This is a genomic window from Devosia nitrariae, from assembly GCF_030160115.1.
In the GTDB taxonomy this organism is placed as follows: Bacteria; Pseudomonadota; Alphaproteobacteria; order Rhizobiales; family Devosiaceae; genus Devosia; species Devosia nitrariae.
Genome location: NZ_BSNS01000011.1, coordinates 288,652 through 309,739, shown reverse-complemented (window position 1 = coordinate 309,739; position 21,088 = coordinate 288,652). Strand labels below are relative to the sequence as shown.

Genomic DNA, 21,088 nt, shown 5'->3' with positions numbered 1-21,088 from the left:
TTGTCCGCAGGCGCCACCGAGGGTGCGTAGCGGGGGTCACGCGCGAATGTTGGCGTCGGGTCAATTACATGACCTCGACGGTCTGCTCGATATCGCCGAACACCGAACGCCCGGAGCCGTCACGGGCGCCGATGCGCACGACATCGCCTGCCTTGAGGAAGGGGGTGCGCGCCCGGCCGTAGCGGATTTTTTCGACGGTGCGCGCCTCGGCAATACAGGCAAAGCCAAGCCCATCGCGCTTCAATGGCAGCACCTCGTCGTGCCGGTTGGAGACGGTGCCGGAGCCGATGATGGTCCCGCAGCCGAGATCGCGAGTGCGCGCAGCTTCGACAATGAGGTCGGCGAAATCGAAATGCACGTCGACGCCGGCATTGGGGCGCCCATAGACGACGCCGTTGACGGTGATCTCTACCGGCAAATGCAGGCGGTGATCGCGCCAGGCACCGCCCAGCCCTTCGGGGGTTGCAACGATCGGGGCGAAGGCGGTCGAGGGCTTGGCGTGGAAGAAGCCGAAGCCGTTCTGCAGGTCGTCGGCCACCAGCCGGCGCAGCGACACGTCGTTGCAGATAGTGACGAGACGGATCGCCTTGCCCGCCTCCTCCCGGCCGGCACCCATCAGCACCGGCCCGATGACGACCGCGACCTCTGCCTCGAAATCGATGGCAAGATCGCCGGGCGGCACACGGATCTGCGCTGCGGGTGCCGAGAGCGAGTCCGAACCGCCCTGATAGAGCAGCGGCCGGTTGGACTGCAGCTCCTCGTCCTTGCTGCCCTTGAGGGTGCGCACCCGCTCCAGATGGCTCATATAGCCCGACCCGTCGATCCACTGATAGGCGCGCGGCAAGGGCGCGAGAGCCTCGGCAGGCGTGAACGGCTGCCCGGCGATCGCGCCGGCGTCAAGCTGACGCGCGAGCTCAGCGAGCGCGGGCGCGGCCGTTTGCCAGTTATCGAGCGCCTGCTGAAGGTGCCGTGAGATCCGGCCGGCCGAAACGCAGCGGGTGTGATCGCGCGAAACGACGACCAGCTGGCCGTCAGGACTGCCGTTGCGGAGGGTTGCGAGCTTCATCGGCACCTTTCATGAATTGCAGAGCGTTGGGCGATTCGACGGCGGCTGTGTCCGAGATACCTCTGCCCGGCGAACGCGTGAGAGTATAATGTTGCATCGTACTCTAACGTTCTCCTAGGGAGACGTTGAGCGGGAACGGAGGCCGAATGGGCAGTATGGGAACGGTGATGATATCGGCGATGCGTCTGCTGGTGGCGGTTTTCGCGGCCGGCGCAGTGCTTTGCGCCGATATTTCGCTGGCACACGCGCAGTCTGCCACGTGCTCGCAGCTGCAGGCGACTCTCAACCAGCTCAACAACAATTCCGATTTCCGCAACTACGAATCGGATGCGGCCCGGCAGCTCGGCCAGCAGGTGCAGGCAGCCGAGAGTGCCTATGTGCGCAATGGCTGCAACGCGGATGCCAGGGCCGGCCGCGTGCTGACCCCGCAATGCCAAGGGCTTGCACGCGAGGTTCTGCGGCTGCGGGACCGGTATGCGCGGGCTTCGGCCTCGGTGGAAACCGGCAACGCCGTCTCCCTGCAGCGCGAGGCGATCCTGCAGGAGCTCGCCCGCTTCGGCTGCGGCACCAACCCCGGCTCGAGCGCCACCTTCGCCCCCGACCGGCAGGCGCTGTTCGACCGGGTCTTCGGCACGAGTTCGGATCCGAATTTCCAGGACGGGCAGATGGTCGAGAGTTATGGCAACTGGGGGTTCGGAGGCTACCGGACGGTGAGGACGCTTTGCGTGCGCCTGTCCGACGGGTATTTCTGGCCGATCAGCTATGCAACGCTGCAGGATTATGTCGGCCAGGACGCGGCCCAGTGCCAGCAGATGTGTCCGGGAACGCCAGTCGAATTGTTCTATTACGACAATCCGGGCCAGGAGCCCGAGCACATGCGCAACATGCTCGGCCAGCGCTACGTCGACATGCCCAATGCCTTCAACTATCGCGAGGCGTTCGACACGCAAAGCAGCTGCAAGCCACGGGAGGAAGGCGGTTCGTTCCGGGTGGTCGAGGCGGGCGGGCAAACGCGCAGCATCGTCGACTACCAGGGGAGGAGCTTTCCACTGCCGCTGCGCGATCCGCGCCGGCAGGCGCCGGCAACGCCAGTGACGCCGGAGGCGCCAGTACAGCCGGTCGCGGTCGCTGCGGTCGAGCCTGCGCATTATGTGGACGTGCCGCTGCCGCGCCCCCGTCCGGCCGGCCCAGGCGAAGCACCAAGGGCCGAGGCGGTGCAGAACGAAGGCGAGGGTATGCGGCTCGTCAAATTCGGGAATCGGGTGGTGCGGATAGTCGGTCCAGACACGCCTTACGCCCAAGCAGCGGAAGCAGGGACTTAAGCTCGGGACCGTCCGCACGCCCGGTTAGCGCCAGGCGCAGCGGCATGAATAGGGCCCGTCCCTTGCGGCCGGTCGCATCCTTCACAGCATTCGTCCAGCCGCTCCAGGTGGTCTCGTCCCACGGTTCGACAGGCAGCAATTCACGCGCCGTCGCGAGGAACTCGCGATCCTCATCGGCAATGACGGGTGTCACCGGCCCGGTGACCAGCTTCGCCCATTCGGCGATCTCGGGGAATTTCGTCAAGTTCCCGCGCAGCGCCAGCCACAGATCTTCCCTGTCGAGACCAAGTTCAGCAAGGCGCGGCCGGGCAGTCTCATACGGCATGGTGTGCAGCAGGCGCGCGTTGAGGGTGTCGAGCTCGGCCGGGTCGAAGCGGGCTGGCCCGTGCGAAATCATCGAAAGATCCAGGCGTTGCGCCAGCGCCTCGAGATCATCATAGGGTTCGATGGGCAGGCTGGTGCCGGTCAATGCCGCGACAATGGCGACGGCAAGCGGCTCATAGCCTGAGGTGCGCAGCTCCGCGACCGAAAGCGAACCGAGGCGTTTGGAGAGCCCCTCGCCTCCCGCGCCGGTCAGGAGGTTGTGGTGAGCAAAGAACGGCACCTTGCCGCCCAGGGCTTCGATAATCTCGATCTGGGTGCCGGTATTGGAGATGTGGTCCTCGCCGCGAATGACATGGGTGATGCCGAGATCGATGTCGTCGACGACGGAGGGAAGCGTATAGAGATAGCTGCCGTCCTCGCGCACCAGCACCGGATCGGACATGGAGGCGGTGTTGACCGTCTGCGGACCGCGGATGAGATCATCGAAATGCACCGGGCGGCCATCGAGCCTGAACCGCCAATGGGGGCGACGGCCCTCCGCCTCGAGGCGTGCGCGGTCTTCGCTCGTCAGCTTCAAGGCGGCTCGATCGTAGATCGGCGGACGCCCGAGCGCGCGGGCACGCTTGCGGCGGCGGTCGAGTTCATCCTCGGTCTCGTAGCAGGGATAAAGCCGGCCGGCCGCGATCAATCGGTCGCGGGCGGCATCGTAGAGCGCGGTGCGCTCGGACTGGCGGACGAGCTGGGTCGGACGGATGTCGAGCCAGGCAAGGTCCTCTTCGATGCCCTCAGCGAACGCGCGCGTGGAGCGAGCCAAATCGGTATCGTCCATGCGCAGGATATAGCCGCCTGAGCGGGCGACGGCGAACAGCCAGTTCAGCATGGCCGGACGGATGTTGCCGATGTGGAGCCGGCCCGTCGGGGACGGAGCATAGCGAACGACGGGTGTCATGAGCCGGACTCGTCACGATAGCCGTTGGTGATCGGGTACTTACGCCCGATGCCGAAGGCCTTGGGGGTGAGCTTCACGCCGGGCGCGGACTGGCGGCGCTTGTATTCGGCGATGTTGACGAGCTTTTCGATGTGCTTGACCAGCGCCCGGTCGTGTCCTTTGGCGACGATCTCGGCGACGGAAAGTTCCTGTTCGACCATCGCCTCGAGCACTGCATCGAGGACCGGATAGGGCGGAAGGCTGTCCTGGTCGGTCTGGTCGGGGCGCAGTTCCGCACTCGGGGCCTTGTCGATGATCGAGATCGGTATGATCTCGCCCGACGGCCCGAGACAGCCATCGGGCTTGTTGGCGTTGCGCCAGCGGGCCAGGTGATAGACCTGCATCTTCAAGAGGTCCTTCAACGGATTGAAGCCGCCGTTCATGTCGCCATAGATGGTCGCATAGCCAACCGCCATCTCCGACTTGTTGCCGGTGGTCAGCAGCATCGATCCGAGCTTGTTGGAAACGGCCATGAGCACCAGGCCGCGCATGCGGGATTGGATGTTTTCCTCGGCGATGTCGAGCGGGCGGTTGCCGAAGATCGGGGTCAGCTCGTGGAGCGCAGCATCGACCGGCTCGCCGATGGAGACGACGTCGTAGCGGATGCCGAGACGCTCGGCGCAGTCCTCCGCGTCGGTCCTGCTGGCCTGCGACGTGTAGCGGTAGGGCAGCATGATGGCGTGGACGTTGTCGGGCCCGAAAGCATCGACGGCCATGGCGGCGACGACGGCGCTGTCGATGCCGCCGGAGAGGCCCAGCACCACCTGGCGAAAGCCGCTCTTATGGACGTAGTCTCGAAGGCCAAGGACACAGGCACGCCAGGGCGTCTCGTCGATCGAAGTCCGTTCCTCGACCCGGCCCTCGACGCAGCGCCAGCCGTCCTCGGTCAGCGCCCAGTCCGAGACGATGAAATCGGTCTCGAACGACTTGCCCTGGGCGACGAGCCGGCCGTCGGGCTCCATGGCAAAGGAGGCGCCGTCAAAGACCAGCTCGTCCTGGCCGCCGACCTGGTTGAGATAGAGCATGGGCACGCCATCCTCGGCGAGGCGGGCGCGCACCAGATCCTTGCGGATGTGCTGCTTGTTGCGCCAATAGGGCGAGCCGTTTGGACAGAGAAGAATCTCGGCGCCCTTCCGCACCAGATGGGCGCAGACCCATGGGTGCCAGATATCCTCGCAAATCGGGATGCCGATGGGAACGCCCTTGACCGTCACCGGCTCGGGCAGCGGCCCGGGGATAAAATAGCGCCTCTCGTAGAAGACGTCGTCATTGGGCAATTCGCGCTTCAGGCGCGTGGCGACGATCTCGCCATTCTCGGCCACGACGACGGCATTGCGCAACGCTCCATGTTCGTACCAGACGGTCGGCAAGACGAGGGTGACGCCAGTGTCCCTGGTTGCGGCGGCGAGATCATGGGCGGCGGCGATGGCGTCGGTGATGAATTGCGGCTTGAAGAGCAGGTCCTCCGGAAAATAGCCGGTGAGGAAAAGCTCGGAGAGCATCAGGAGATCGGTCCGGGCGGCGACGGCGTCGTCAAGGGCGCCGCGGGCGAGCTCCAGATTGGCGCGCAGCGCACCAACCTTCGGGTTGAGCTGGGCCATGGCAATGCGAAGACGATCGGTCACGAAGTGGTCCGCCGTGGAAGGAAAGCGCGTGCGTCCGGCAGGGCCGGAAGCGGGCAAGACTTAGCCGCTCGGCTGGAGGAGGGCAAGCGGCGGGGGGCGTGCAGAAGGTCTGCCGTCAGCGCGAAGCTAGAACGTGACCGAAAGCTCCGCCAGAAGCCCGTAGCGGAAGAGCGAGAAGGGATTGTCCTGGGTCGTAATATAGCCCTGCTCGGTGAGCGTAGGCGCCTGATCAAGATCGCCGTCGGCGTCGCTATCGGCGGGACCTATTACACTAACCGTCGAGTATGTTGCTTCCGTCTGACCCTGCAGGTACCAGGCGCGGCCACCAACGCGCAGGGCCATGTTTTCGGTCGGTTTGAAGCCGACCATGACTTCACCCATCGCACCATACCCCATGCCTTCCACATTGACGGGACTGCTGAGGAAGACGTTGTTGCCGGTGAAGGGTCCGCTGGCCGAATCCATAAGGACATTGCCGAGATTGCCGCTGACGTGGGCGTAGGGAACGGCGGCCACTTCGGCGGTGATGTCAATCATGTCGCTGATCTCGGCGCGGCCCGTCAACCCGAGTCGCAGCGCGTGAATGTCCAGATTGTTTGCCTCGCTGTCGAAGCCGAGGTTGTAAAACGGTGACCCCTCGGTCCAGGCGATATCGGCCGAAGAATCGGCAGCGGTAAAGCTGTTGCGGCCGGCATTGGGGCTGTCGTTCCAGTAGAGATAGCCGATAAGGCCGCCCACGCTGCCGACTTCATTGCCGAAGGGCATGTAACCGAAATCGGCACCGACATAGCCGAGGCGCCCGTTGGCGATGGAGCCGGAGGACACGGTCGTCGAATAGTCGCCTTCCATCAGGAAGGCGTAACCGGCATAGCCCTTGACGTAGGATTGTGTAGAATCGTCGTCGATACGGAAATGGGCTTCGCCGCTATGAGTGGTGTCGCTCGTCGACTGATTCAGCGGACCCACGTCGAAATCCTGCTCGCCCCATGAGTACCAATAGCGGAGGCCGGCTTCGAAGCGGAGCGGATCGTCCTCGGGGAGCGCCCATTGATTGGGATAGGCAGGACGCAGCTCGGGATACATGCCGTAGTCGGCGGCAAGACCCGGCGCAGCCAGACAAAGGGCGAGCGTTGAGACAGCAGCGATGGGTAAAAGACGCGACATGGTGCCCTCCGCAACGACGGGCCGACCAGACCCGTCCGAAGGTCTTTATGGATTATTAGGGTTAATGATCCGCTAAATGGGAGCAGCGCAGGATTAGCGGCAGGGCCCTGCGCTTACGATCCTGCCCCATTCACACACCTTGCGGCTGTGGCGGTATTCTCAGGATGGGCCCCATCCTGAGATACATCGCTTTTCCGCAAGGTGTGTGAATGGGTACGAAAACTCGTGCAACCTCGTTTCCCTGCCCTCTGCAGCGTTCAGGGTTGCCCCTACTCCCCGGCCGCGTAACGCGGGCGTTCGGGCTTCTGGGCGCCGATCTCCTCGGCAACGAGGAAAGCAAGCTCGAGCGCCTGGCTGGCATTGAGGCGCGGATCGCAATGGGTGTGGTAGCGGTCCGAGAGCGTGGCTTCGGTGACCGCCGAAACGCCGCCGACACACTCGGTGACGTCATCGCCGGTCATCTCGACATGCACACCGCCGGCGTAGGTGCCCATCTCGCGGTGAAGCTCGAAGAAGGCGCGGACCTCTGACAGCACTTTGTCGAAGGGGCGGGTCTTGAAGCCGGACGAAGCCTTGATGGTGTTGCCATGCATTGGATCGCAGCACCAGACGACGGTGCGGCCAGCCTTCTGGACGGTCTCGATAAGGCGCGGCAGGTGCTCGTGGACCTTTTCGGCCCCAAAGCGGCCGATGAGGGTGATACGGCCGGCCTCGTCCTGCGGGTTGAGCCGGTCGAGCAGGCGCAGAAGGTCGTCTCCGGCAAGCGAAGGGCCGCATTTGATGCCGATGGGGTTGCGGATGCCGGCAAAGTACTCGACATGGGCGCCATCAGGCTGGCGGGTGCGGTCACCGATCCAGATCATATGGCCGGAGGTGGCGTACCAGTCATTGGTGATGGAGTCGCGGCGGGTCAGCGCCTCCTCGTAGCCAAGAAGCAGAGCCTCGTGGCTGGTAAAGAAGCTCGTCTGCCGCAGGGCCGGAGTATTGTCGGGCGTCAGGTCGAGGGCGCGCATGAAGTCGATGGCATCATCGATCTTGCGGGCGACCTCTTCATAGCGCGGATACCAGTTGGACCCCTTCATGAACCCGACCGTCCAGTCGTGGATGCGGGTCAGGTCCGCATAGCCGCCCGAGGCGAAGGCGCGCAGCAGGTTGAGGGTCGCTGCCGACTGGCGGTAGGCCTGGAGGAGCCGGTCCGGCGAGGGGGTACGAGCTTCGGGGGTGAAATCGATGCCGTTAATGATGTCGCCGCGGTAGCTCGGCAACTCGATGCCGTCGACGATCTCGGTGTCGGAGGAGCGCGGCTTGGCGAACTGGCCGGCGACGCGGCCGACTTTGACCACGGGCTTGCTGGCCCCGTGCGTCAGGACCACCGCCATCTGCAGGAAAACACGGAAGAAATCGCGGATGTGATCGGCGCCGTGCTCGGCAAAGCTCTCGGCGCAATCACCGCCTTGGAGGAGGAAGGCGCGGCCGTGAGCGACGTCAGCAAGCTTGGTCTTGAGGTCACGCGCTTCGCCGGCAAAGACCAGTGGCGGGAACGTGGAAAGCTGCCGCTCGGCTTCGCGCAGGGCCGCTTCGTCCGGATAGGCCGGGACCTGGGAGACAGGCTTTTCTCTCCAGCTTGCGGGCGTCCACGTGCTCATATTCTGATCTCGTTCCTAGTCTGGCTGCCGGACAGCCTACACTGCGCGCCCGGGATGGCGCCCTCTAGCTTGTTGTCGCGGGATTGTTCGCGAAAAACCGGTTCCCGCTTTTTCGCATCCCGCTCTAGCAAGCATGGGCGGGGCTGCCAAGCGCCAAATGCTGCCGCCTCAGACGTGCCTGACGCCATTGCGATAGGAATAACTCGGCGCCTTGAAAGTCACGAGCTCCTCGGAGGCGGTCGGATGGAGTGCGATGGCGCGGTCGAAATCGACCTTCTTCGCCCCCATGGCCATCGGGATGGCAGCCATCTGCACGATCTCGGCGGCGTCAGGCCCGAGCAGGTGAACGCCGAGCACGCGTCCGCTGTCCTTTTGCGTGATGAGCTTGATCATCATGCGCTGCGTCTTGTCGGAGAGCGTCACCTTCATCGGCCGGAAACGGGTGATGAAGACGTCGATGTCGCCATGGGTGGCCGCCTCCGTTTCGGTCAGGCCGATAGTCCCGATCTCCGGCTCGGCAAAGACCGCGGTCGGGATCAGCGAATGGTCGACGGCGGTGGGATTGTCATTAAAGACTGTCTCGGCGAAGGCCGCGCCCTCTCGGATGGCGACGGGCGTCAGCGCCGCGCGGCCGGTGACGTCGCCGACCGCATAGATCGCGGGATTGGTGGAGCGCGAATAGGCGTCGACTTCGATGGAGCCGTCGCCGTCGAGCTTGACGCCGGCCTGTTCGAGGCCGAGACCGGCCGTGTTGGCGCGCCGGCCGGTTGCGAACATCACCGCACCGAACGGCGCATCCACGCCGTCGCTGAAGGAGACCCAGACGTCGCCCCCCTCCTTGCGCAGACCCATGACATTAGTCTCGTAGATGATGCGCACGCCGCGCTCTATCAGGGCCGCGTCGATCCCTTCGCGGATGTCCTGATCGAACCCCCGCAGCATGCAATCGCCGCGATAGACGATCGTGGTGGAAACGCCGAGCCCGGCAAAGATGGTGGCGAATTCGGCCGCGATATAACCGCCGCCCTCGATAAGGATCGAGTGGGGGAGCCTTTCGAGGTGGAAGGCTTCGTTGGAGGTGATGCCGAGCTCGGCGCCGGGAATGTCGGGTACGAAAGGATGGCCGCCGGTCGCAACGAGGATATGCTTTGCCTCGAGGGCGGTGCCGGCCTTTTCGAGGCGCACGCTGTTGGGGCCGGTCAGCACCGCGCGGTCGCGGATGATCTCGACGCCCGGCTTTTCCAAGGCAGCCACATAGGAGCGCTCCAGCCGGGCGATCTCCTTGTCCTTGTTGGCAACGAGGGTCGGCCAGTCGAAGCTGGCATCGACCGTCCAGCCAAAGCTCGGCGCGAGCTCCAGGAGATCGGCGTAGCGGCTGGCATAGACGAAGAGCTTCTTTGGAACACAGCCTCGAATGACGCAGGTACCGCCAACCCGGTACTCCTCGATGATGGCGACCTTGGCGCCGTAGGTGGCGGCCATACGCGCGGCGCGCACTCCGCCAGAGCCCGCACCGATCACCACCAGATCATAGGCCACTTGCGCGCACTCCTATCGCTTGATTTGAGCCGACTACGCCGTAAGCCGGCTGAGGCTCTGAGGGGACAGCATCAAATGGGGTGGCGCTTGACATAAAAAAAGACCCCGCACAAGGCGGGGTCCTTTTGCCGGCGTTGCGATCCGGTCAGATCTCGATGCCCTGCTCGCGCAGCTCGGCGCGGACCTTGGCGAAGAACTCGCGCTTCAGATTGCTCTCGAACACCGCCAGGACCCGCTCCAGGTCGCCGTTGATCTCGGCATTGGTCTGGGCCAGCTTCTCGCCGGTGGGGGTCGAGTAGAAATCGACGATCTCCTGGAGCTCGTCCATGGTGAAGCGCACCGCATAGACCCGTGCGAACTGATCGAGGAGCTCGCCCTTGCGCCCGCGATATTCGTCGAGCACGGCGGTGATGGCCGCATCGGTCTGGTCGATGATCTCAGGGTTCTGGGTGACGACCTGGCGCAAGGTCTCGATGCCGGTCTCGACCAGGGTCACCTCGTAGATCTGGGCCCGGTCGGTCAAATCGACGTACTCGCGCGCCAGGGCCAGATGCTCGGGCGCCAGCTCCTGCGCCATAACGGGCGCAGCGGTTGCGACCATGCCGGCGGCAAGGAGGACAGCCAGGATTTTCCTCATACGCTCAACCAGACCTGTCATCTTTGAAAAACCTATTCCGTTCGAACCAAAATCCGAGCCCTTCAGGGGTCCACCGTCTTTACGCCATCGGCGCCCGCCACATAAGCCCTTTTGCACACTGCAAGGAAGAGTCCGTGCTGGACGACGCCGGGAATGTCAAGCAGGGCCCGTGAGACGGCTTCTGGCGAGGAAATGCGGCCAAAAGATGCATCGAGAATCAGATGTCCGCCATCGGTGACGAAGGGCTCGCCGGCTGCCCTTCTGCGCAGCGCGAGGCCACCTTCGGCACCGTGCGCCTCCATGATCCGGGCGATTGCGCGGCGGGTGGCGCCGAGGCCAAAGCGATTGACCTCGATGGGCAGGGGAAAGCGGCCGAGCGTGTCGACGAGCTTGGACCCGTCGGCGATGACGACCATGCGCGTCGAGGCGTCCGCGACGATCTTCTCGCGAAGCAACGCGCCACCGGCGCCCTTGATCAGAGCGAGACCGGGCCCGATCTCATCGGCGCCGTCGACGGTCAGATCGAGATGGTCGATGCTGTCGAGGTCGGTCAGGGGGATATCGAGGCCCCTCGCCTGCTCGGCCGTCGCCTCGGATGTCGGCACGCAGAGACATTCGAGACCGGCGGCCACCTTCTCGGCCAGGAGTTCGACGAAGTGGCGGGCGGTCGAGCCGGTGCCGAGGCCAAGGCGCATGCCAGGCCGCACTTCGTCCAGAGCCGCCCGCGCGGCCTCGCGCTTTTGCGTCTCGCTCACCTTTGCGCCTTCCCCAAAAAAGTGCTCTGCGGCGGGTGTTTGAACGGCCGATGCGGCAAAGTCAACCATGCCGCTCACGCATTGGTGAACGGGGGTTGTAACCGCTCGGCAACACAGTTCGATGTAGTTGGCGCAAGTGCGGCGGAAACGTGGCAAGTATCATGGTGCGTTTACCAATTGTGGCGTAAGCAACCGCGCATTACCGAACCGCCCGAATCGTCAGGCGGTTCTACTGTCAGAGGCGCAGTGGGGATATGAGCAGGCTTAAGTCGGTGACAGCGATGGCGCTGTCTTTATTGATGGCATTGAGCGTCGTGGCGCCGGTGTCGGCGGCACGGGTCTACAACTCGTTTACCAATACCTGGGAAGAACCCTCCGAGGTTGCGGTTCGCAACAGGGGCGGCAGCCCCATCCGGCGGGAAACTGTCGAGTACACAGGCTCCTATAAGCCGGGCACGATCGTCATCGAGACGTCGGAGCGGCGGCTTTACCTCGTACTGGAGGATGGCAAGGCGCTTCGCTACGGGGTCGGTGTCGGACGCGACGGCTTCCGCTGGGCAGGTACGCATCGCGTTACCCGCAAGGCTGAGTGGCCCGGCTGGACACCGCCGCCTGCCATGCGCAAACGCGTTCCGGACCTGCCGGCCCATATGCCCGGGGGCCCGAACAACCCGCTGGGCGCGCGGGCACTCTATATCGGCTCGACCCTCTACCGCATCCACGGCACGTCTGAGCCTTGGACGATCGGCCAGGCGGTCTCGTCGGGCTGCATCCGTCTGACCAACGATGACGTGGTGGACCTTTACGAGCGGGTGCGCGTAGGCGCCCTCGTGGTGGTCAAACACTAGGGTGCGTTGCTATTCAGGTGATGCCGGTCTGCAAATGGCCATTTTCGCCTCGACCTGACCTGAAACCCAAGACACCCTGAGTAGGGTCACGCAAAAGTTTGCCATGGCCGGCCTTCGCGCCGGCCATTTGTTTTTGTCAGCCTGCTTTGATTGTCCGGGCGGAAGATATAGATTGGCGTCCATGACGCATCTCTCGCCTCGCCCTGCCCTGCCCTCGGCCGGACGACCGCTCGCCGACCGCTACGGGCGGCACGTGACGTACCTGCGCATTTCGGTCACCGACCGGTGCGACTTCCGCTGCGTCTACTGCATGGCCGAGAACATGACGTTCCTGCCCAAGCGCGAAGTGCTCTCGTTCGAGGAGATCGAGACGATCGCCGAGGCGTTCATCGCGCGCGGAGTGACCAAGCTACGGCTGACGGGCGGTGAGCCGCTGGTGCGGCGCGATATCATGGAGCTCGTCGCAAGCCTTGGCCGGCAGCTCAGAGGGGGTGGACTCGAGGAACTGACGCTGACCTCGAACGGCAGCCAACTGGCGCGCCATGCCGAGGCGCTGGCCGCGGCGGGCGTCAGGCGGATCAACGTTTCGCTCGATACTCTCGATGCCGATCGCTTCGCCGCCATCACCCGGCGTGGCCGGATCGCCGACGTGATGGCCGGGATTGACGCGGCGAGGTCCGCCGGACTCGAGATCAAGATCAACATGGTGGCCATGCGCGCCGTCAATGAGGACGAGATCGAGCCGATGATGGCCTGGGCGCATGCGCGGGGCATGGGATTGACGCTGATCGAGGGCATGCCCCTAGGCGAAGTCGGCATCGACCGGGTCGACAGCTATCTGTCGCTGAGGGAACTGCATGACCGGCTGGCGGAACGCTATACGCTCGAGCGAACCGACAAGCGCACCGGCGGTCCGGCCCGTTATGTACGCGTGGCCGAAACCGGAGGCATCCTCGGCTTCATTACGCCGATGAGCCACAATTTCTGCGAAAGCTGCAATCGGGTGCGGCTGACGGCGACCGGCCAGCTCTTCCTCTGCCTCGGCCAGGAGAACCAGGTCAACCTGCGCGACGCGCTGCGCGAAGGGGGGCTGGACGGGCTCGACGCGGCGCTCGACCAGGCGATGATCCTCAAGCCCAAGGGACATGACTTCGTCATCGACAGGCAGCATGCCGAGCCGGCGCTGGCGCGGCATATGTCGGTGACCGGCGGATAAGCTTCCGCCATTCGACAACCGAAAGCCGGAACCAAGCCGGCAAGGCCGCATTTGACCTGCACGCACCGTTGAAACGCTGCGGCAGGGAGCTGGCTATGCCAACCTTCACAGTCGGATATCTCGTCGGGAGCATCGCCAGGCAGTCGATCAACCGCAAGCTGGCGATGGCGCTAGTAAAGCTCGCGCCCGATGAGCTGAAGATGCAGGAAATCCCCATAAGGGACCTGCCGTTCTACAGCTACGACCATGACAACGATTACCCGGAGGTGGCGCGCCAGTTCAAACAGGCCATCGCCGCGGTCGACGCGGTGCTGTTCGTCACGCCCGAATACAACCGGTCGATCCCCGGCGTCCTCAAGAACGCCATCGACTGGGCCAGTCGTCCTTTTGGGCAGAACGCGTTCACCCGAAAACCTTCGGCCGTCATCGGCACTTCCCCAGGCTCGATCGGCACAGCGGTCGCCCAGCAGCATATGCGCAGCGTGCTGGGATACTGCAATTCGCCGCAGATGAATGCGGTAGAGGCCTACATCCAGTTCACACCCGATCTTATCGACGACGACGGCAACATTGCCACCGAGTCGACACGGGAGTTCCTGAGCAAGTACTTGGCTGAATTCCGTCAGTTCATCGAACGGGTGCTGACGGTATTGCCGCGGGAGGCGTAGGCAGGCAGCGATGCCAATGTTCGAGGACCAGATCTGGCGGAGCGAGGAACGGCTGTGGCTCGAGGGCCCGGCGGCCTATGGCGAGCTGCTGCATGAACTGTGCGTTATGGTCTTTCCGGCGCCGGTCGGCATCCTGCAGGGGGATGCGATCATCGAGAGCCTCAGGGGCGTACCGCGCTGGCAGGGCGTTACAATGACGGACAAGCTGTTGCGCGAGCCCAATAGCGACACGGCCATGCTTGCCTACAAAGCCGAAGGCCGCAGGCAAGGCTCGCCGCCCTATCACGCCTATTGCAGCTCATCCTATGTGCGCCGCGGCGATCGCTGGCAAATGACGCATCATCAGCAGACGCCGGCCGGTTGAGCAGGAGCGCGACGGGTGCCCTCGCGCCCCCACTGCGCAAGACGATTGACGGCGAGCGCGATGCTGGTAGCAGTTGCGCATGCAGCAAATCTTCTCGTTCCGGGCCGCCACTGATGACGACGCCGCAACCGTCCGCGAGATCGTGCGCGCCGCCTATGCCAAGTGGGTTTCGGTCATCGGGCGCGAACCGCTGCCGATGAAAGCCGACTATGAAGCGGCGGTGCGTGATCACGAGATCGATTTGATCTGCTCGGGCGCTGGCGTCGTCGGTCTCATCGAAACGATCCTGCGCGAGGATCACCTTTGGATCGAGAACGTCGCGGTCCGGCCCGGGGAACAGGGCAAGGGGTTCGGACGCAGGCTGTTGGCGCACGCGCAAGCAAAGGCTTTGGATGCTGGCCGGACTGAGCTTCGCCTGCTGACCAACGCAGCTTTCGAAAGCAACGTCGCTCTCTATCGAAGCGTCGGCTACGTCATCACGGCAGAAGAGCCGTTCATGGGCGCAACCACGATCCATATGAGCAAGGCGGCCATAACTTAGAGCTCCGCGCGCTCCGCCAGCTCGACGATGATCCCGTCCGGATCGCGGCAGAAGGCGACGCGCTTCAGGATCTCCGAGTTGTAGGCGAGGCGCGGGTGCTCGATGATCTCGATGCCGGCGATTTCGAGACGTTCGACAACTTCGTCGATATCGTCGAAGGCGAGGGTCAGGTGCCGGATGCCGGCGACCCCATCGGGAACATCGCTGGCAATATCGACCTCCCGATCGGGCGCGATGACCTCGAGCATGCCGCCTCCGGCGTCGAGGAAGGCGACCTCCCCCCTCGTCTGGCGCTTACGCAGCACGAGGTCGAGACCCAGCAAGCCCACATAGAAGTCAATGGTGCGGTCGAGATTGCCGCTCGTCATACCGATATGCTCGAAACCCACCAGCATCGGCGCTACTTGTCGTCGTCGACGACGAGGGCAAAATCGAGAGGCAAAGCCGTCGTGTACTTAATCTGCTCCATAGCGAAGGACGACGAGACATCCGACAGGGCGATCTTGCCGATGAGCTTTTTATAGAATGTGTCGTAGGCGGCGATATCTGGCACGACGACCCGCATGAGATAGTCGACATCGCCGCTCATGCGATAGAACTCGACCACCTCGCTGAAGTCCTCGATGATGGCGGCGAATTTGCGCAGCCAGGCTTCGTTGTGCTCGTTGGTGCGGATGGAGACGAATACGGTGACGCCGGCGTTGACCTTGACCGGATCGAGGACGGCAACCCGGCGCTTGATGATGCCGTCCTCCTCCATCTTCTGAATGCGGCGCCAGCAGGGTGTGGTGGACAGACCGACTTTTCGCCCGATCTCGGCGACGGGCATCGTCGCGTCCCGCTGCAGGAGACCGAGGATCTTGCGATCGATTTTGTCCAACGCCATTCATGCCCCCGAGGAGAAATCCGTTGCGGATTTGGTCAATTTATACAGGAAATCTGGCGCGAACCCCGCCATTTATGCCTAATCAAGGCAAAAAACTTTCGTTTGTCAACTTTACCACAGAACTCAGGTTTGCGGGCCGAAAAGCGAATTCATCAGCCAGTCCAAGGGATTGGACGAATTCTTGCCGTCGCGCCAGGCACGAGGCGAGATGAAGGAACCCGCCCAGATGCCGAGGTGTGCCCGCTGTGCCTGGCGCTCCTCCCCGCCATAGGCGCCGTCAGCGACCGCAAACCCGGCCAGGACCATGTCGGCGGCAAGGTCGTGCCCGGCGATATCGCAATGGGCAAGAAGCCGCCCAAAGCGGTCGCGATCACGCGGAGCGCAAGCGACGGGACCGGCGACGAGAAGCCTGGCCATGTGATCGCGAGCGGCGCGGCCACAGGACCAATCCTTGCCGGCAGCATCATGGCAGAGCTGGTCGAGTTCCGGCGCATCTATGCCGAGGAGCCGGATGCGGTCGCCGGCAAGGCGGAAGCTGTCGCCATCGCTGGCGCGCGCCCGGCCCGTAACGAGCTCGGGTGCCTGTTCGAGAAGGCTCGCGGCGACGGCAACGACAGCGAGAACTATGAGCACCGAGAGTGTGCCGGAGAGACCGCGAATACGCCGGCTTCGACGAAAACTGAAAGGCAAGGTTTCACCCCCTGTTAACCACGCCGTTGATAGTGTTTTTAACCAAGCTAGCGAATGCGTTTTCTGTTCGCATCATCGAGTAACCGAGTACCGCGTCATGCCGTCCCGCCCGGCAATACACACCAACGACGTCCGCGCGCAAATGGGGCGCGACGTACGCCGCAACATCCAGAAAACTGTGCTCGATGCGCGTCAGCGGCTGACGTCCAGCTCGGGCACGCGCGCGTCGTTCGACTATGAGCTGATGCAGGCCTATACCGGCTCGCGGATCGGCGCGGCGCTACCGCTCTCGGCCATTGTCGTCATCCTCGCGGTGGTGGCGAGCTTCTGGGTGCCATTCGTCTTCACGGCTGTCTGGGCTGGCATGGTGCTGTTGAGCCTCCTGGCGGTGGCCCTGATGTGCCGGCGGTTCCAGCACACGGAGGCGGCCAAGTTCAACGCGGAGCACTGGACGACCAACTTCGTGGCCGCCGAGACAGTCTACGGCATCACCTGGTCGCTCATTCCGCTGTTCGGCCTCCTGACCCAGGCCGACGCCCTGGCGGTCGTGACCTTCGCCATGGTTCTGGTCAGCATCGCCTCCAACGCGGTCGCCACGCGCACGCTGACGCCGGCAACGGTGATGAGCACGCTGCCGGCAACGCTCACGGTCAGCATCAACCTCGTCTCCATGGGTGGCACGCTCAATTATACGCTGGGCGCCATCGTCCTCTGTGCCGAGATCTTCTTTGTCTATCTCGCCCGCCAGTTGCACGCCTCCGAACTCGAGCGCATCTCGCACCAGGCCGAGAAGGACTCGCTGATCGCCGAGCTCGAAGAGGCCCAGCACATGTCCGACGAAGCGCGCCGGCACGCCGAGCAGGCCAATATCGCCAAATCGCAGTTCCTAGCGACCATGAGCCACGAGCTGCGCACGCCGCTCAACGCCATCATCGGTTTCTCCGAGGTGTTGAAATCGGAACTCCTCGGCCCCCACCACGTGCCGCAGTACAAGGAATATGCCGGCGACATCCATGGTTCGGGACAACACTTGCTCAATCTCATCAACGAGCTCCTCGACCTCAGCCGCATCGAGGCGGGCAAGTACGAGCTCAACGAAGAGGTGGTCTCGCTGATCGACATCGCCGAGGACTGTCGCCGGATGATGGAGCTACGCGCCAAGGCCAAGGGCATCGACCTCACCTTCAGCTACGGCAAGAACCTGCCCAAGCTGTGGGGCGACGAGCGGGCCATCCGCCAGGTGGTCCTCAACCTCCTCTCCAATGCCATCAAGTTCACGCCCCAGGGCGGCAAGGTCACCCTCGTCATCAACCGCAGTGCCGACGGCGGCCAGCTGATCTCGGTCAAGGACAACGGGCCGGGCATTCCCGAGGAGGAGATCGAGACGGTGCTCTCGTCCTTTGGTCAAGGTTCGCTCGCCCAGAAAACCGCCGAGCAAGGAGCGGGCCTCGGCCTGCCGATCGTCCAGAAGATCATGGACCTGCACCAGGGCCGTTTCGATCTCTTCTCGAAGGTGCGCTTCGGCACCGAAGTGATCGCCAGCTTCCCCCGCGCCCGGGTGATGGACGCGCTGGCGCCCGTGGTCGAGCGGCGCAACAGGCTGCAGATTTTTTCAGAGGCCGGCTAGCCCGTCCCGTTCTGATGGACTCAGAACAATGCTTCCGCACCGCAACAGTGGTGGCGCCGTTTGCTGGGAACGCTACGCTATACCGGTGATCTCGAGGTCGTGCCCGCCGATGCTGACGACGTCCCCCTGGCCCTTGCCCAGCATGGCCTGCGCGATGGGAGAGACGTAGGAAATCGATCCGGCTCGGGGATCGGCCTCGTCTTCTCCCACGATCCGGTAGGTCTGCACCCGGCCGTCGTCGCGGCTGAAGGTCACCGTGCTGCCGAATGTGACCATGTCGATTTCCGTCGGATCGGGAATGAGCTGCGCCGACCGCAGGCGATCGGCAAAATAGCGCAGGTCGCGCAAGGGGACGGCCGACTGCCGCCGACGTTCGTTGACGTCCTCGATCCTGCTAGCAGCGTCATAGGCCTTGCGCGCCGCATCCAGCTGCTCGTGGAGGGCTTCCAATCCCGCCTCCGTGACGAAATTCGGTGCCGTGGAAACCGGGCGGTCGGGCAGTTGGGTTTCCGACGCCGTTTCGGCACTCTCCTCCTTGGTGAAGGCGACGCTCACTGTCTCAGTTCTCCATTCGGGTGCCGCCGAACGCGCGGCGGCGAGCGACCGTGCGCCCATCAAAACGCCAAATGGCCGGCAAGTCCAGCAATTGGCGCCCGCCGGCGCTCCGTGCCCGGGGTAAAGCCCCTGATCCAGATCAGAAATCCTAGGGCCCGTTATGGCATTGAATGAGTGAATGGCCAACGCAGAAGGCCAGCGCGGGAGGGTTCCGATGACCGATATAGCTGTAACAGCGCCTTTTCCGGCTCGTCTCGAGATCGACTATCCCGATCGCCTCGATCGCCTCACGACGTTCTTCCGCCTGTTCTGGGCCATTCCGATCCTCATCATCCTCGCTCTGCTCTCGGGCACCGGCAGCACGCGCCATGTGACCGAGGCCGGCGAAGCCGTTCAGTCGAGCGCCGGCGGCATCACCGCAGGCCTCTTCCTCGCCACTCCTCATGATCCTCTTTCGGCAGAGATACCCGCGATGGTGGTTCTACTGCCCTGGAGCTCGGCCGCTTCTCGGCGCGCGTCGGCGCTTACCTGCTGCTGCTCACCGACCGCTATCCATCGACGGTCGAGGCGCAGTCAGTGCACCTCAACGTCGACTATCCCGACGTTCCGCGCGACCTCAACCGCTGGCTGCCGCTCATCAAGTGGCTGCTCGCCCTGCCGCACTACCTCGGAGTCGTCCTCGTCACCATCATCGCCTGGTTCGCCATCCTCTTCACCGGCCACTACCCCCGCGCCCTCTTCGACTACGTGGTCGGCACCGGCCGCTGGGCGACGCGGGTGTGGGCCTATGCGTTCCTGCTTGCCACGGACGCCTACCCCCCGTTCAGCCTACGCTAGGGAAGCCATCTTCTGCGATAGCCGGCGGGGTTCGCATCGAGGCCAGGAACGGAGGTCGAGGGGCCTCATTGGCCGAGCGACTTCCTCTCACCCTTCGCATCGCCACCAGGACGCCCTCGGCAAGAACAATCCGGCGTCCACTGGATTGGCGAGCACAAGAAACGTACTGCCGCACGTCAGAATATCCTGAGCGTTTTGAGAGCACAATCTGCAGCCTCAGGACGCTTGTTGGCCGCGCGCCAGCTGCAATTTCAAGGGGCCGCGCAGGTATGATTTTAGAATTCGCTCGTGCGGCGCTCTGGTACTTGTCGTGTTTCGATCACCACATGGCGCCTCACGCCCTGCGGGGTACCAGCTTTGCAACTGGTCGCGCAGCGACGTTCATCTGTTGAACCAACGTCATCGCCTCGACGAATGACATCGGCCGGCCCAGAAAGTATCCCTGTGCAGTTTCCACGCCAAGCTTGCGCAGGACGTCGAATTCGACAGCGGTTTCCACCCCTTCGGCCAGGATCTGGCACTTGGTCTCGCGACCGAAATGCACCAGGGCGGCCGCCAGGGCATGTCGCGCCAGATCGTCCTGGATGTTATGAGTCAGGCTTATGTCCAGCTTTATTATGTCCGGTTGCAGCGCCAGGATGTGACGCAAGCTCGCATAGCCGGCTCCCGCGTCGTCGACAGCGAGCCGAACGCCGTTGATGCGAAGATCGTTCAGGGCGCCGCCAAGTGCCGCGTAATCTTCAACGCTGGCATGTTCGGTGATTTCCACAACGACCCGCCGCCCGTGCTTTTTCGGAATGGCCTTGGCCAGGGCACCGGACATTACGGTTTCCGGCGACACATTGAAGGTCAGGTACAGATCCTGAGGAAACAGGCCGAGGAGAGCCAAGCCTTTTTCGACTGCTCTCATCTCGAGCTCGGTGCCAAGACCGACTGACGCAGCCATGCTGAACCAGATGTCCGGCGTCCAGTTTTCAGGGCCGGCAAAGCGGGAGAGGCATTCGAACCCAAGCAGGCGCTGATCGGAGATCCGGATGATCGGCTGCACGACGATCGAGAGCTCGTCCTGGCTCAGGACCTTCTGGATACGCTCCAGCTTGGTCCGATGCTCGGTCGTGGCGTCGATTTCGCGACCGATCAGCACGGCTGTCAGCTCGGCGACGGCACGCATCATCTTGAGGTCGCGCACATTGAGCGTTGGCTGCGGCTCGGTGCTGACGCAGCAGAACATGCCGTAGGTGCGCCCATCGTTGAGCTTGATGGGAACGCTCATATGCGCACGTATTCCCATGTCTTTGGTAAAGGGCAAGTTGGCCGCGAACGGCACGTCGAGGACATCCGGTATCAATTCCGGAAGGCGGCCTTCGAGGATGTGCTTGCAGTAGACGTAGTCGAGCGGCATGGAGTCGCCGGGCTTGATCACATGTTCAAGGCCGGGAGCATCGACTTCACGGAAATAGGTCCGGTCATCGACAAATTCCGAGACATAGGCCACCTGCATTCCCAGGTGTACCCGAACGGCTTCGAGAGCTCGCCTCAGGGAATATTCTGCCTTGTCGTCCAGGGCGGCCGTGAGGCCCTTGAGGTCGAAAATGTCTGGCTCGCCTTCACGCATGGACAGCCCTACTCCAACCTGCTGCAGGGGCTTGGGTGATGTTCAAGCGAGAGGCCGAGGAGCCTCCTGCCGGCTGCCACCGACCTGCTGTCAGGCGCTACGGGTATATTCCCGATACGGTAACATAGAGGCGAAGACTTAAGCGTTCGTTGTCTTGCCTTCGCGCATTTGACCG

Annotated in this window: 21 protein-coding genes; 8 read left to right on the top strand and 13 right to left on the bottom strand. The window is 63.5% G+C overall.

Translation table 11 applies throughout. The features are described 5' to 3' along the window. Nucleotides 1–64 precede the first annotated feature (64 nt). Nucleotides 65–1,066, bottom strand: coding sequence for a fumarylacetoacetate hydrolase family protein (locus QQK18_RS12020; RefSeq protein ID WP_284340581.1), 1,002 nt, complete (start codon nucleotides 1,064–1,066; stop codon nucleotides 65–67). 146 nt (nucleotides 1,067–1,212) lie between these two features. Here QQK18_RS12020 and QQK18_RS12015 point away from each other — a divergent pair, with 146 nt between their 5' ends. Continuing rightward, nucleotides 1,213–2,388 (top strand): DUF2865 domain-containing protein, encoded by a 1,176-nt coding sequence (locus QQK18_RS12015; RefSeq protein ID WP_284340580.1) that lies wholly within the window; start codon nucleotides 1,213–1,215, stop codon nucleotides 2,386–2,388. On the opposite strand, the gene gltX is transcribed toward QQK18_RS12015, so the two are convergent. The 7 genes from gltX to rpiA form a co-directional block, all read right to left on the bottom strand. Beyond that, a complete protein-coding gene (gene gltX, locus QQK18_RS12010; protein ID WP_284340579.1) occupies nucleotides 2,312–3,661 on the bottom strand; it encodes a glutamate--tRNA ligase in 1,350 nt (449 codons plus the stop codon). The genes QQK18_RS12015 and gltX overlap by 77 nt on opposite strands. Beyond that, nucleotides 3,658–5,325, bottom strand: coding sequence for an NAD+ synthase (locus tag QQK18_RS12005; RefSeq protein WP_284340578.1), 1,668 nt, complete (start codon nucleotides 5,323–5,325; stop codon nucleotides 3,658–3,660). Before QQK18_RS12005 ends, gltX begins: the two co-directional genes overlap by 4 nt. Nucleotides 5,326–5,451: 126 nt before the next feature. Further along, nucleotides 5,452–6,489 (bottom strand): hypothetical protein, encoded by a 1,038-nt coding sequence (locus QQK18_RS12000; protein WP_284340577.1) that lies wholly within the window; start codon nucleotides 6,487–6,489, stop codon nucleotides 5,452–5,454. Between the two features lie 269 nt (nucleotides 6,490–6,758). Beyond that, nucleotides 6,759–8,135, bottom strand: a complete 1,377-nt coding sequence (locus tag QQK18_RS11995; protein WP_284340576.1) for a class II 3-deoxy-7-phosphoheptulonate synthase — start codon at nucleotides 8,133–8,135, stop codon at nucleotides 6,759–6,761. Nucleotides 8,136–8,303: 168 nt separating this feature from the next. Further along, entirely contained in the window at nucleotides 8,304–9,674 is a 1,371-nt protein-coding gene (gene gorA, locus QQK18_RS11990; protein WP_284340575.1) for a glutathione-disulfide reductase, read from the bottom strand. 145 nt (nucleotides 9,675–9,819) lie between these two features. Beyond that, complete coding sequence (locus tag QQK18_RS11985) at nucleotides 9,820–10,332, bottom strand: DUF2059 domain-containing protein (RefSeq protein ID WP_284340574.1); 513 nt, start codon at nucleotides 10,330–10,332, stop codon at nucleotides 9,820–9,822. Between the two features lie 41 nt (nucleotides 10,333–10,373). Continuing rightward, on the bottom strand, nucleotides 10,374–11,066 hold the full coding sequence (gene rpiA / locus QQK18_RS11980; protein WP_284340573.1) for a ribose-5-phosphate isomerase RpiA: 693 nt from the start codon (nucleotides 11,064–11,066) through the stop codon (nucleotides 10,374–10,376). A 254-nt stretch (nucleotides 11,067–11,320) separates the two neighbouring features. Here rpiA and QQK18_RS11975 point away from each other — a divergent pair, with 254 nt between their 5' ends. The 5 genes from QQK18_RS11975 to QQK18_RS11955 all read left to right on the top strand — a co-directional run bounded on the left by QQK18_RS11975 (nucleotide 11,321) and on the right by QQK18_RS11955 (nucleotide 14,703). Next, on the top strand, nucleotides 11,321–11,914 hold the full coding sequence (locus QQK18_RS11975) for a L,D-transpeptidase (RefSeq protein WP_284340572.1): 594 nt from the start codon (nucleotides 11,321–11,323) through the stop codon (nucleotides 11,912–11,914). 181 nt (nucleotides 11,915–12,095) lie between these two features. Beyond that, entirely contained in the window at nucleotides 12,096–13,130 is a 1,035-nt protein-coding gene (moaA, locus tag QQK18_RS11970) for a GTP 3',8-cyclase MoaA (protein WP_284340571.1), read from the top strand. Between the two features lie 95 nt (nucleotides 13,131–13,225). Beyond that, nucleotides 13,226–13,798, top strand: coding sequence for an NADPH-dependent FMN reductase (locus QQK18_RS11965; protein ID WP_284340570.1), 573 nt, complete (start codon nucleotides 13,226–13,228; stop codon nucleotides 13,796–13,798). A 10-nt stretch (nucleotides 13,799–13,808) separates the two neighbouring features. After that, nucleotides 13,809–14,162, top strand: a complete 354-nt coding sequence (locus QQK18_RS11960) for a nuclear transport factor 2 family protein (RefSeq protein ID WP_284340569.1) — start codon at nucleotides 13,809–13,811, stop codon at nucleotides 14,160–14,162. 79 nt (nucleotides 14,163–14,241) lie between these two features. Beyond that, nucleotides 14,242–14,703, top strand: coding sequence for a GNAT family N-acetyltransferase (locus QQK18_RS11955; protein ID WP_284340568.1), 462 nt, complete (start codon nucleotides 14,242–14,244; stop codon nucleotides 14,701–14,703). Here the strand turns inward: QQK18_RS11955 and QQK18_RS11950 are convergent. From QQK18_RS11950 to QQK18_RS11940, 3 genes are all read right to left on the bottom strand, one after another. After that, nucleotides 14,700–15,098: a VOC family protein gene (locus QQK18_RS11950; protein ID WP_284340567.1), complete on the bottom strand. Its 399-nt coding sequence runs from the start codon at nucleotides 15,096–15,098 to the stop codon at nucleotides 14,700–14,702. The genes QQK18_RS11955 and QQK18_RS11950 overlap by 4 nt on opposite strands. 5 nt (nucleotides 15,099–15,103) lie before the next feature. Further along, entirely contained in the window at nucleotides 15,104–15,583 is a 480-nt protein-coding gene (locus QQK18_RS11945; protein WP_284341026.1) for an Lrp/AsnC family transcriptional regulator, read from the bottom strand. 129 nt (nucleotides 15,584–15,712) lie between these two features. Next, nucleotides 15,713–16,222, bottom strand: a complete 510-nt coding sequence (locus tag QQK18_RS11940) for a thermonuclease family protein (RefSeq protein WP_284340566.1) — start codon at nucleotides 16,220–16,222, stop codon at nucleotides 15,713–15,715. Between the two features lie 154 nt (nucleotides 16,223–16,376). On the opposite strand from QQK18_RS11940, the gene QQK18_RS11935 reads away from it, so the two are divergent. Further along, nucleotides 16,377–17,906 carry a sensor histidine kinase gene (locus QQK18_RS11935; RefSeq protein WP_284340565.1) on the top strand — a complete coding sequence of 510 codons (1,530 nt, stop codon included), beginning with the start codon at nucleotides 16,377–16,379 and terminating at the stop codon, nucleotides 17,904–17,906. Nucleotides 17,907–17,978: 72 nt separating this feature from the next. Here the strand turns inward: QQK18_RS11935 and greA are convergent, their stop codons facing one another. Continuing rightward, complete coding sequence (gene greA, locus QQK18_RS11930) at nucleotides 17,979–18,461, bottom strand: transcription elongation factor GreA (protein WP_284340564.1); 483 nt, start codon at nucleotides 18,459–18,461, stop codon at nucleotides 17,979–17,981. A 576-nt stretch (nucleotides 18,462–19,037) separates the two neighbouring features. Between greA and QQK18_RS11925 the strand changes: the two genes are divergently transcribed. Beyond that, nucleotides 19,038–19,298, top strand: a complete 261-nt coding sequence (locus tag QQK18_RS11925; RefSeq protein WP_284340563.1) for a DUF4389 domain-containing protein — start codon at nucleotides 19,038–19,040, stop codon at nucleotides 19,296–19,298. A gap of 334 nt (nucleotides 19,299–19,632) precedes the next feature. Here the strand turns inward: QQK18_RS11925 and QQK18_RS11920 are convergent, their stop codons facing one another. Beyond that, entirely contained in the window at nucleotides 19,633–20,913 is a 1,281-nt protein-coding gene (locus tag QQK18_RS11920; RefSeq protein WP_284340562.1) for a sensor domain-containing phosphodiesterase, read from the bottom strand. Nucleotides 20,914–21,088: the final 175 nt, after the last annotated feature.

Bases quoted from the DNA above. Each gene is read 5' to 3' on its own strand.
- QQK18_RS12020 (WP_284340581.1), bottom strand. From the start codon at position 1,066: ATGAAGCTCGCAACCCTCCGCAACGGCAGTCCTGACGGCCAGCTGGTC.
- QQK18_RS12015 (WP_284340580.1), top strand. From the start codon at position 1,213: ATGGGCAGTATGGGAACGGTGATGATATCGGCGATGCGTCTGCTGGTG.
- gltX (WP_284340579.1), bottom strand. From the start codon at position 3,661: ATGACACCCGTCGTTCGCTATGCTCCGTCCCCGACGGGCCGGCTCCAC.
- QQK18_RS12000 (WP_284340577.1), bottom strand. From the start codon at position 6,489: ATGTCGCGTCTTTTACCCATCGCTGCTGTCTCAACGCTCGCCCTTTGT.
- QQK18_RS11995 (WP_284340576.1), bottom strand. From the start codon at position 8,135: ATGAGCACGTGGACGCCCGCAAGCTGGAGAGAAAAGCCTGTCTCCCAG.
- QQK18_RS11985 (WP_284340574.1), bottom strand. From the start codon at position 10,332: ATGACAGGTCTGGTTGAGCGTATGAGGAAAATCCTGGCTGTCCTCCTT.
- QQK18_RS11975 (WP_284340572.1), top strand. From the start codon at position 11,321: ATGAGCAGGCTTAAGTCGGTGACAGCGATGGCGCTGTCTTTATTGATG.
- moaA (WP_284340571.1), top strand. From the start codon at position 12,096: ATGACGCATCTCTCGCCTCGCCCTGCCCTGCCCTCGGCCGGACGACCG.
- QQK18_RS11965 (WP_284340570.1), top strand. From the start codon at position 13,226: ATGCCAACCTTCACAGTCGGATATCTCGTCGGGAGCATCGCCAGGCAG.
- QQK18_RS11960 (WP_284340569.1), top strand. From the start codon at position 13,809: ATGCCAATGTTCGAGGACCAGATCTGGCGGAGCGAGGAACGGCTGTGG.
- QQK18_RS11955 (WP_284340568.1), top strand. From the start codon at position 14,242: ATGCAGCAAATCTTCTCGTTCCGGGCCGCCACTGATGACGACGCCGCA.
- QQK18_RS11950 (WP_284340567.1), bottom strand. From the start codon at position 15,098: ATGCTGGTGGGTTTCGAGCATATCGGTATGACGAGCGGCAATCTCGAC.
- QQK18_RS11935 (WP_284340565.1), top strand. From the start codon at position 16,377: ATGCCGTCCCGCCCGGCAATACACACCAACGACGTCCGCGCGCAAATG.
- QQK18_RS11920 (WP_284340562.1), bottom strand. From the start codon at position 20,913: ATGCGTGAAGGCGAGCCAGACATTTTCGACCTCAAGGGCCTCACGGCC.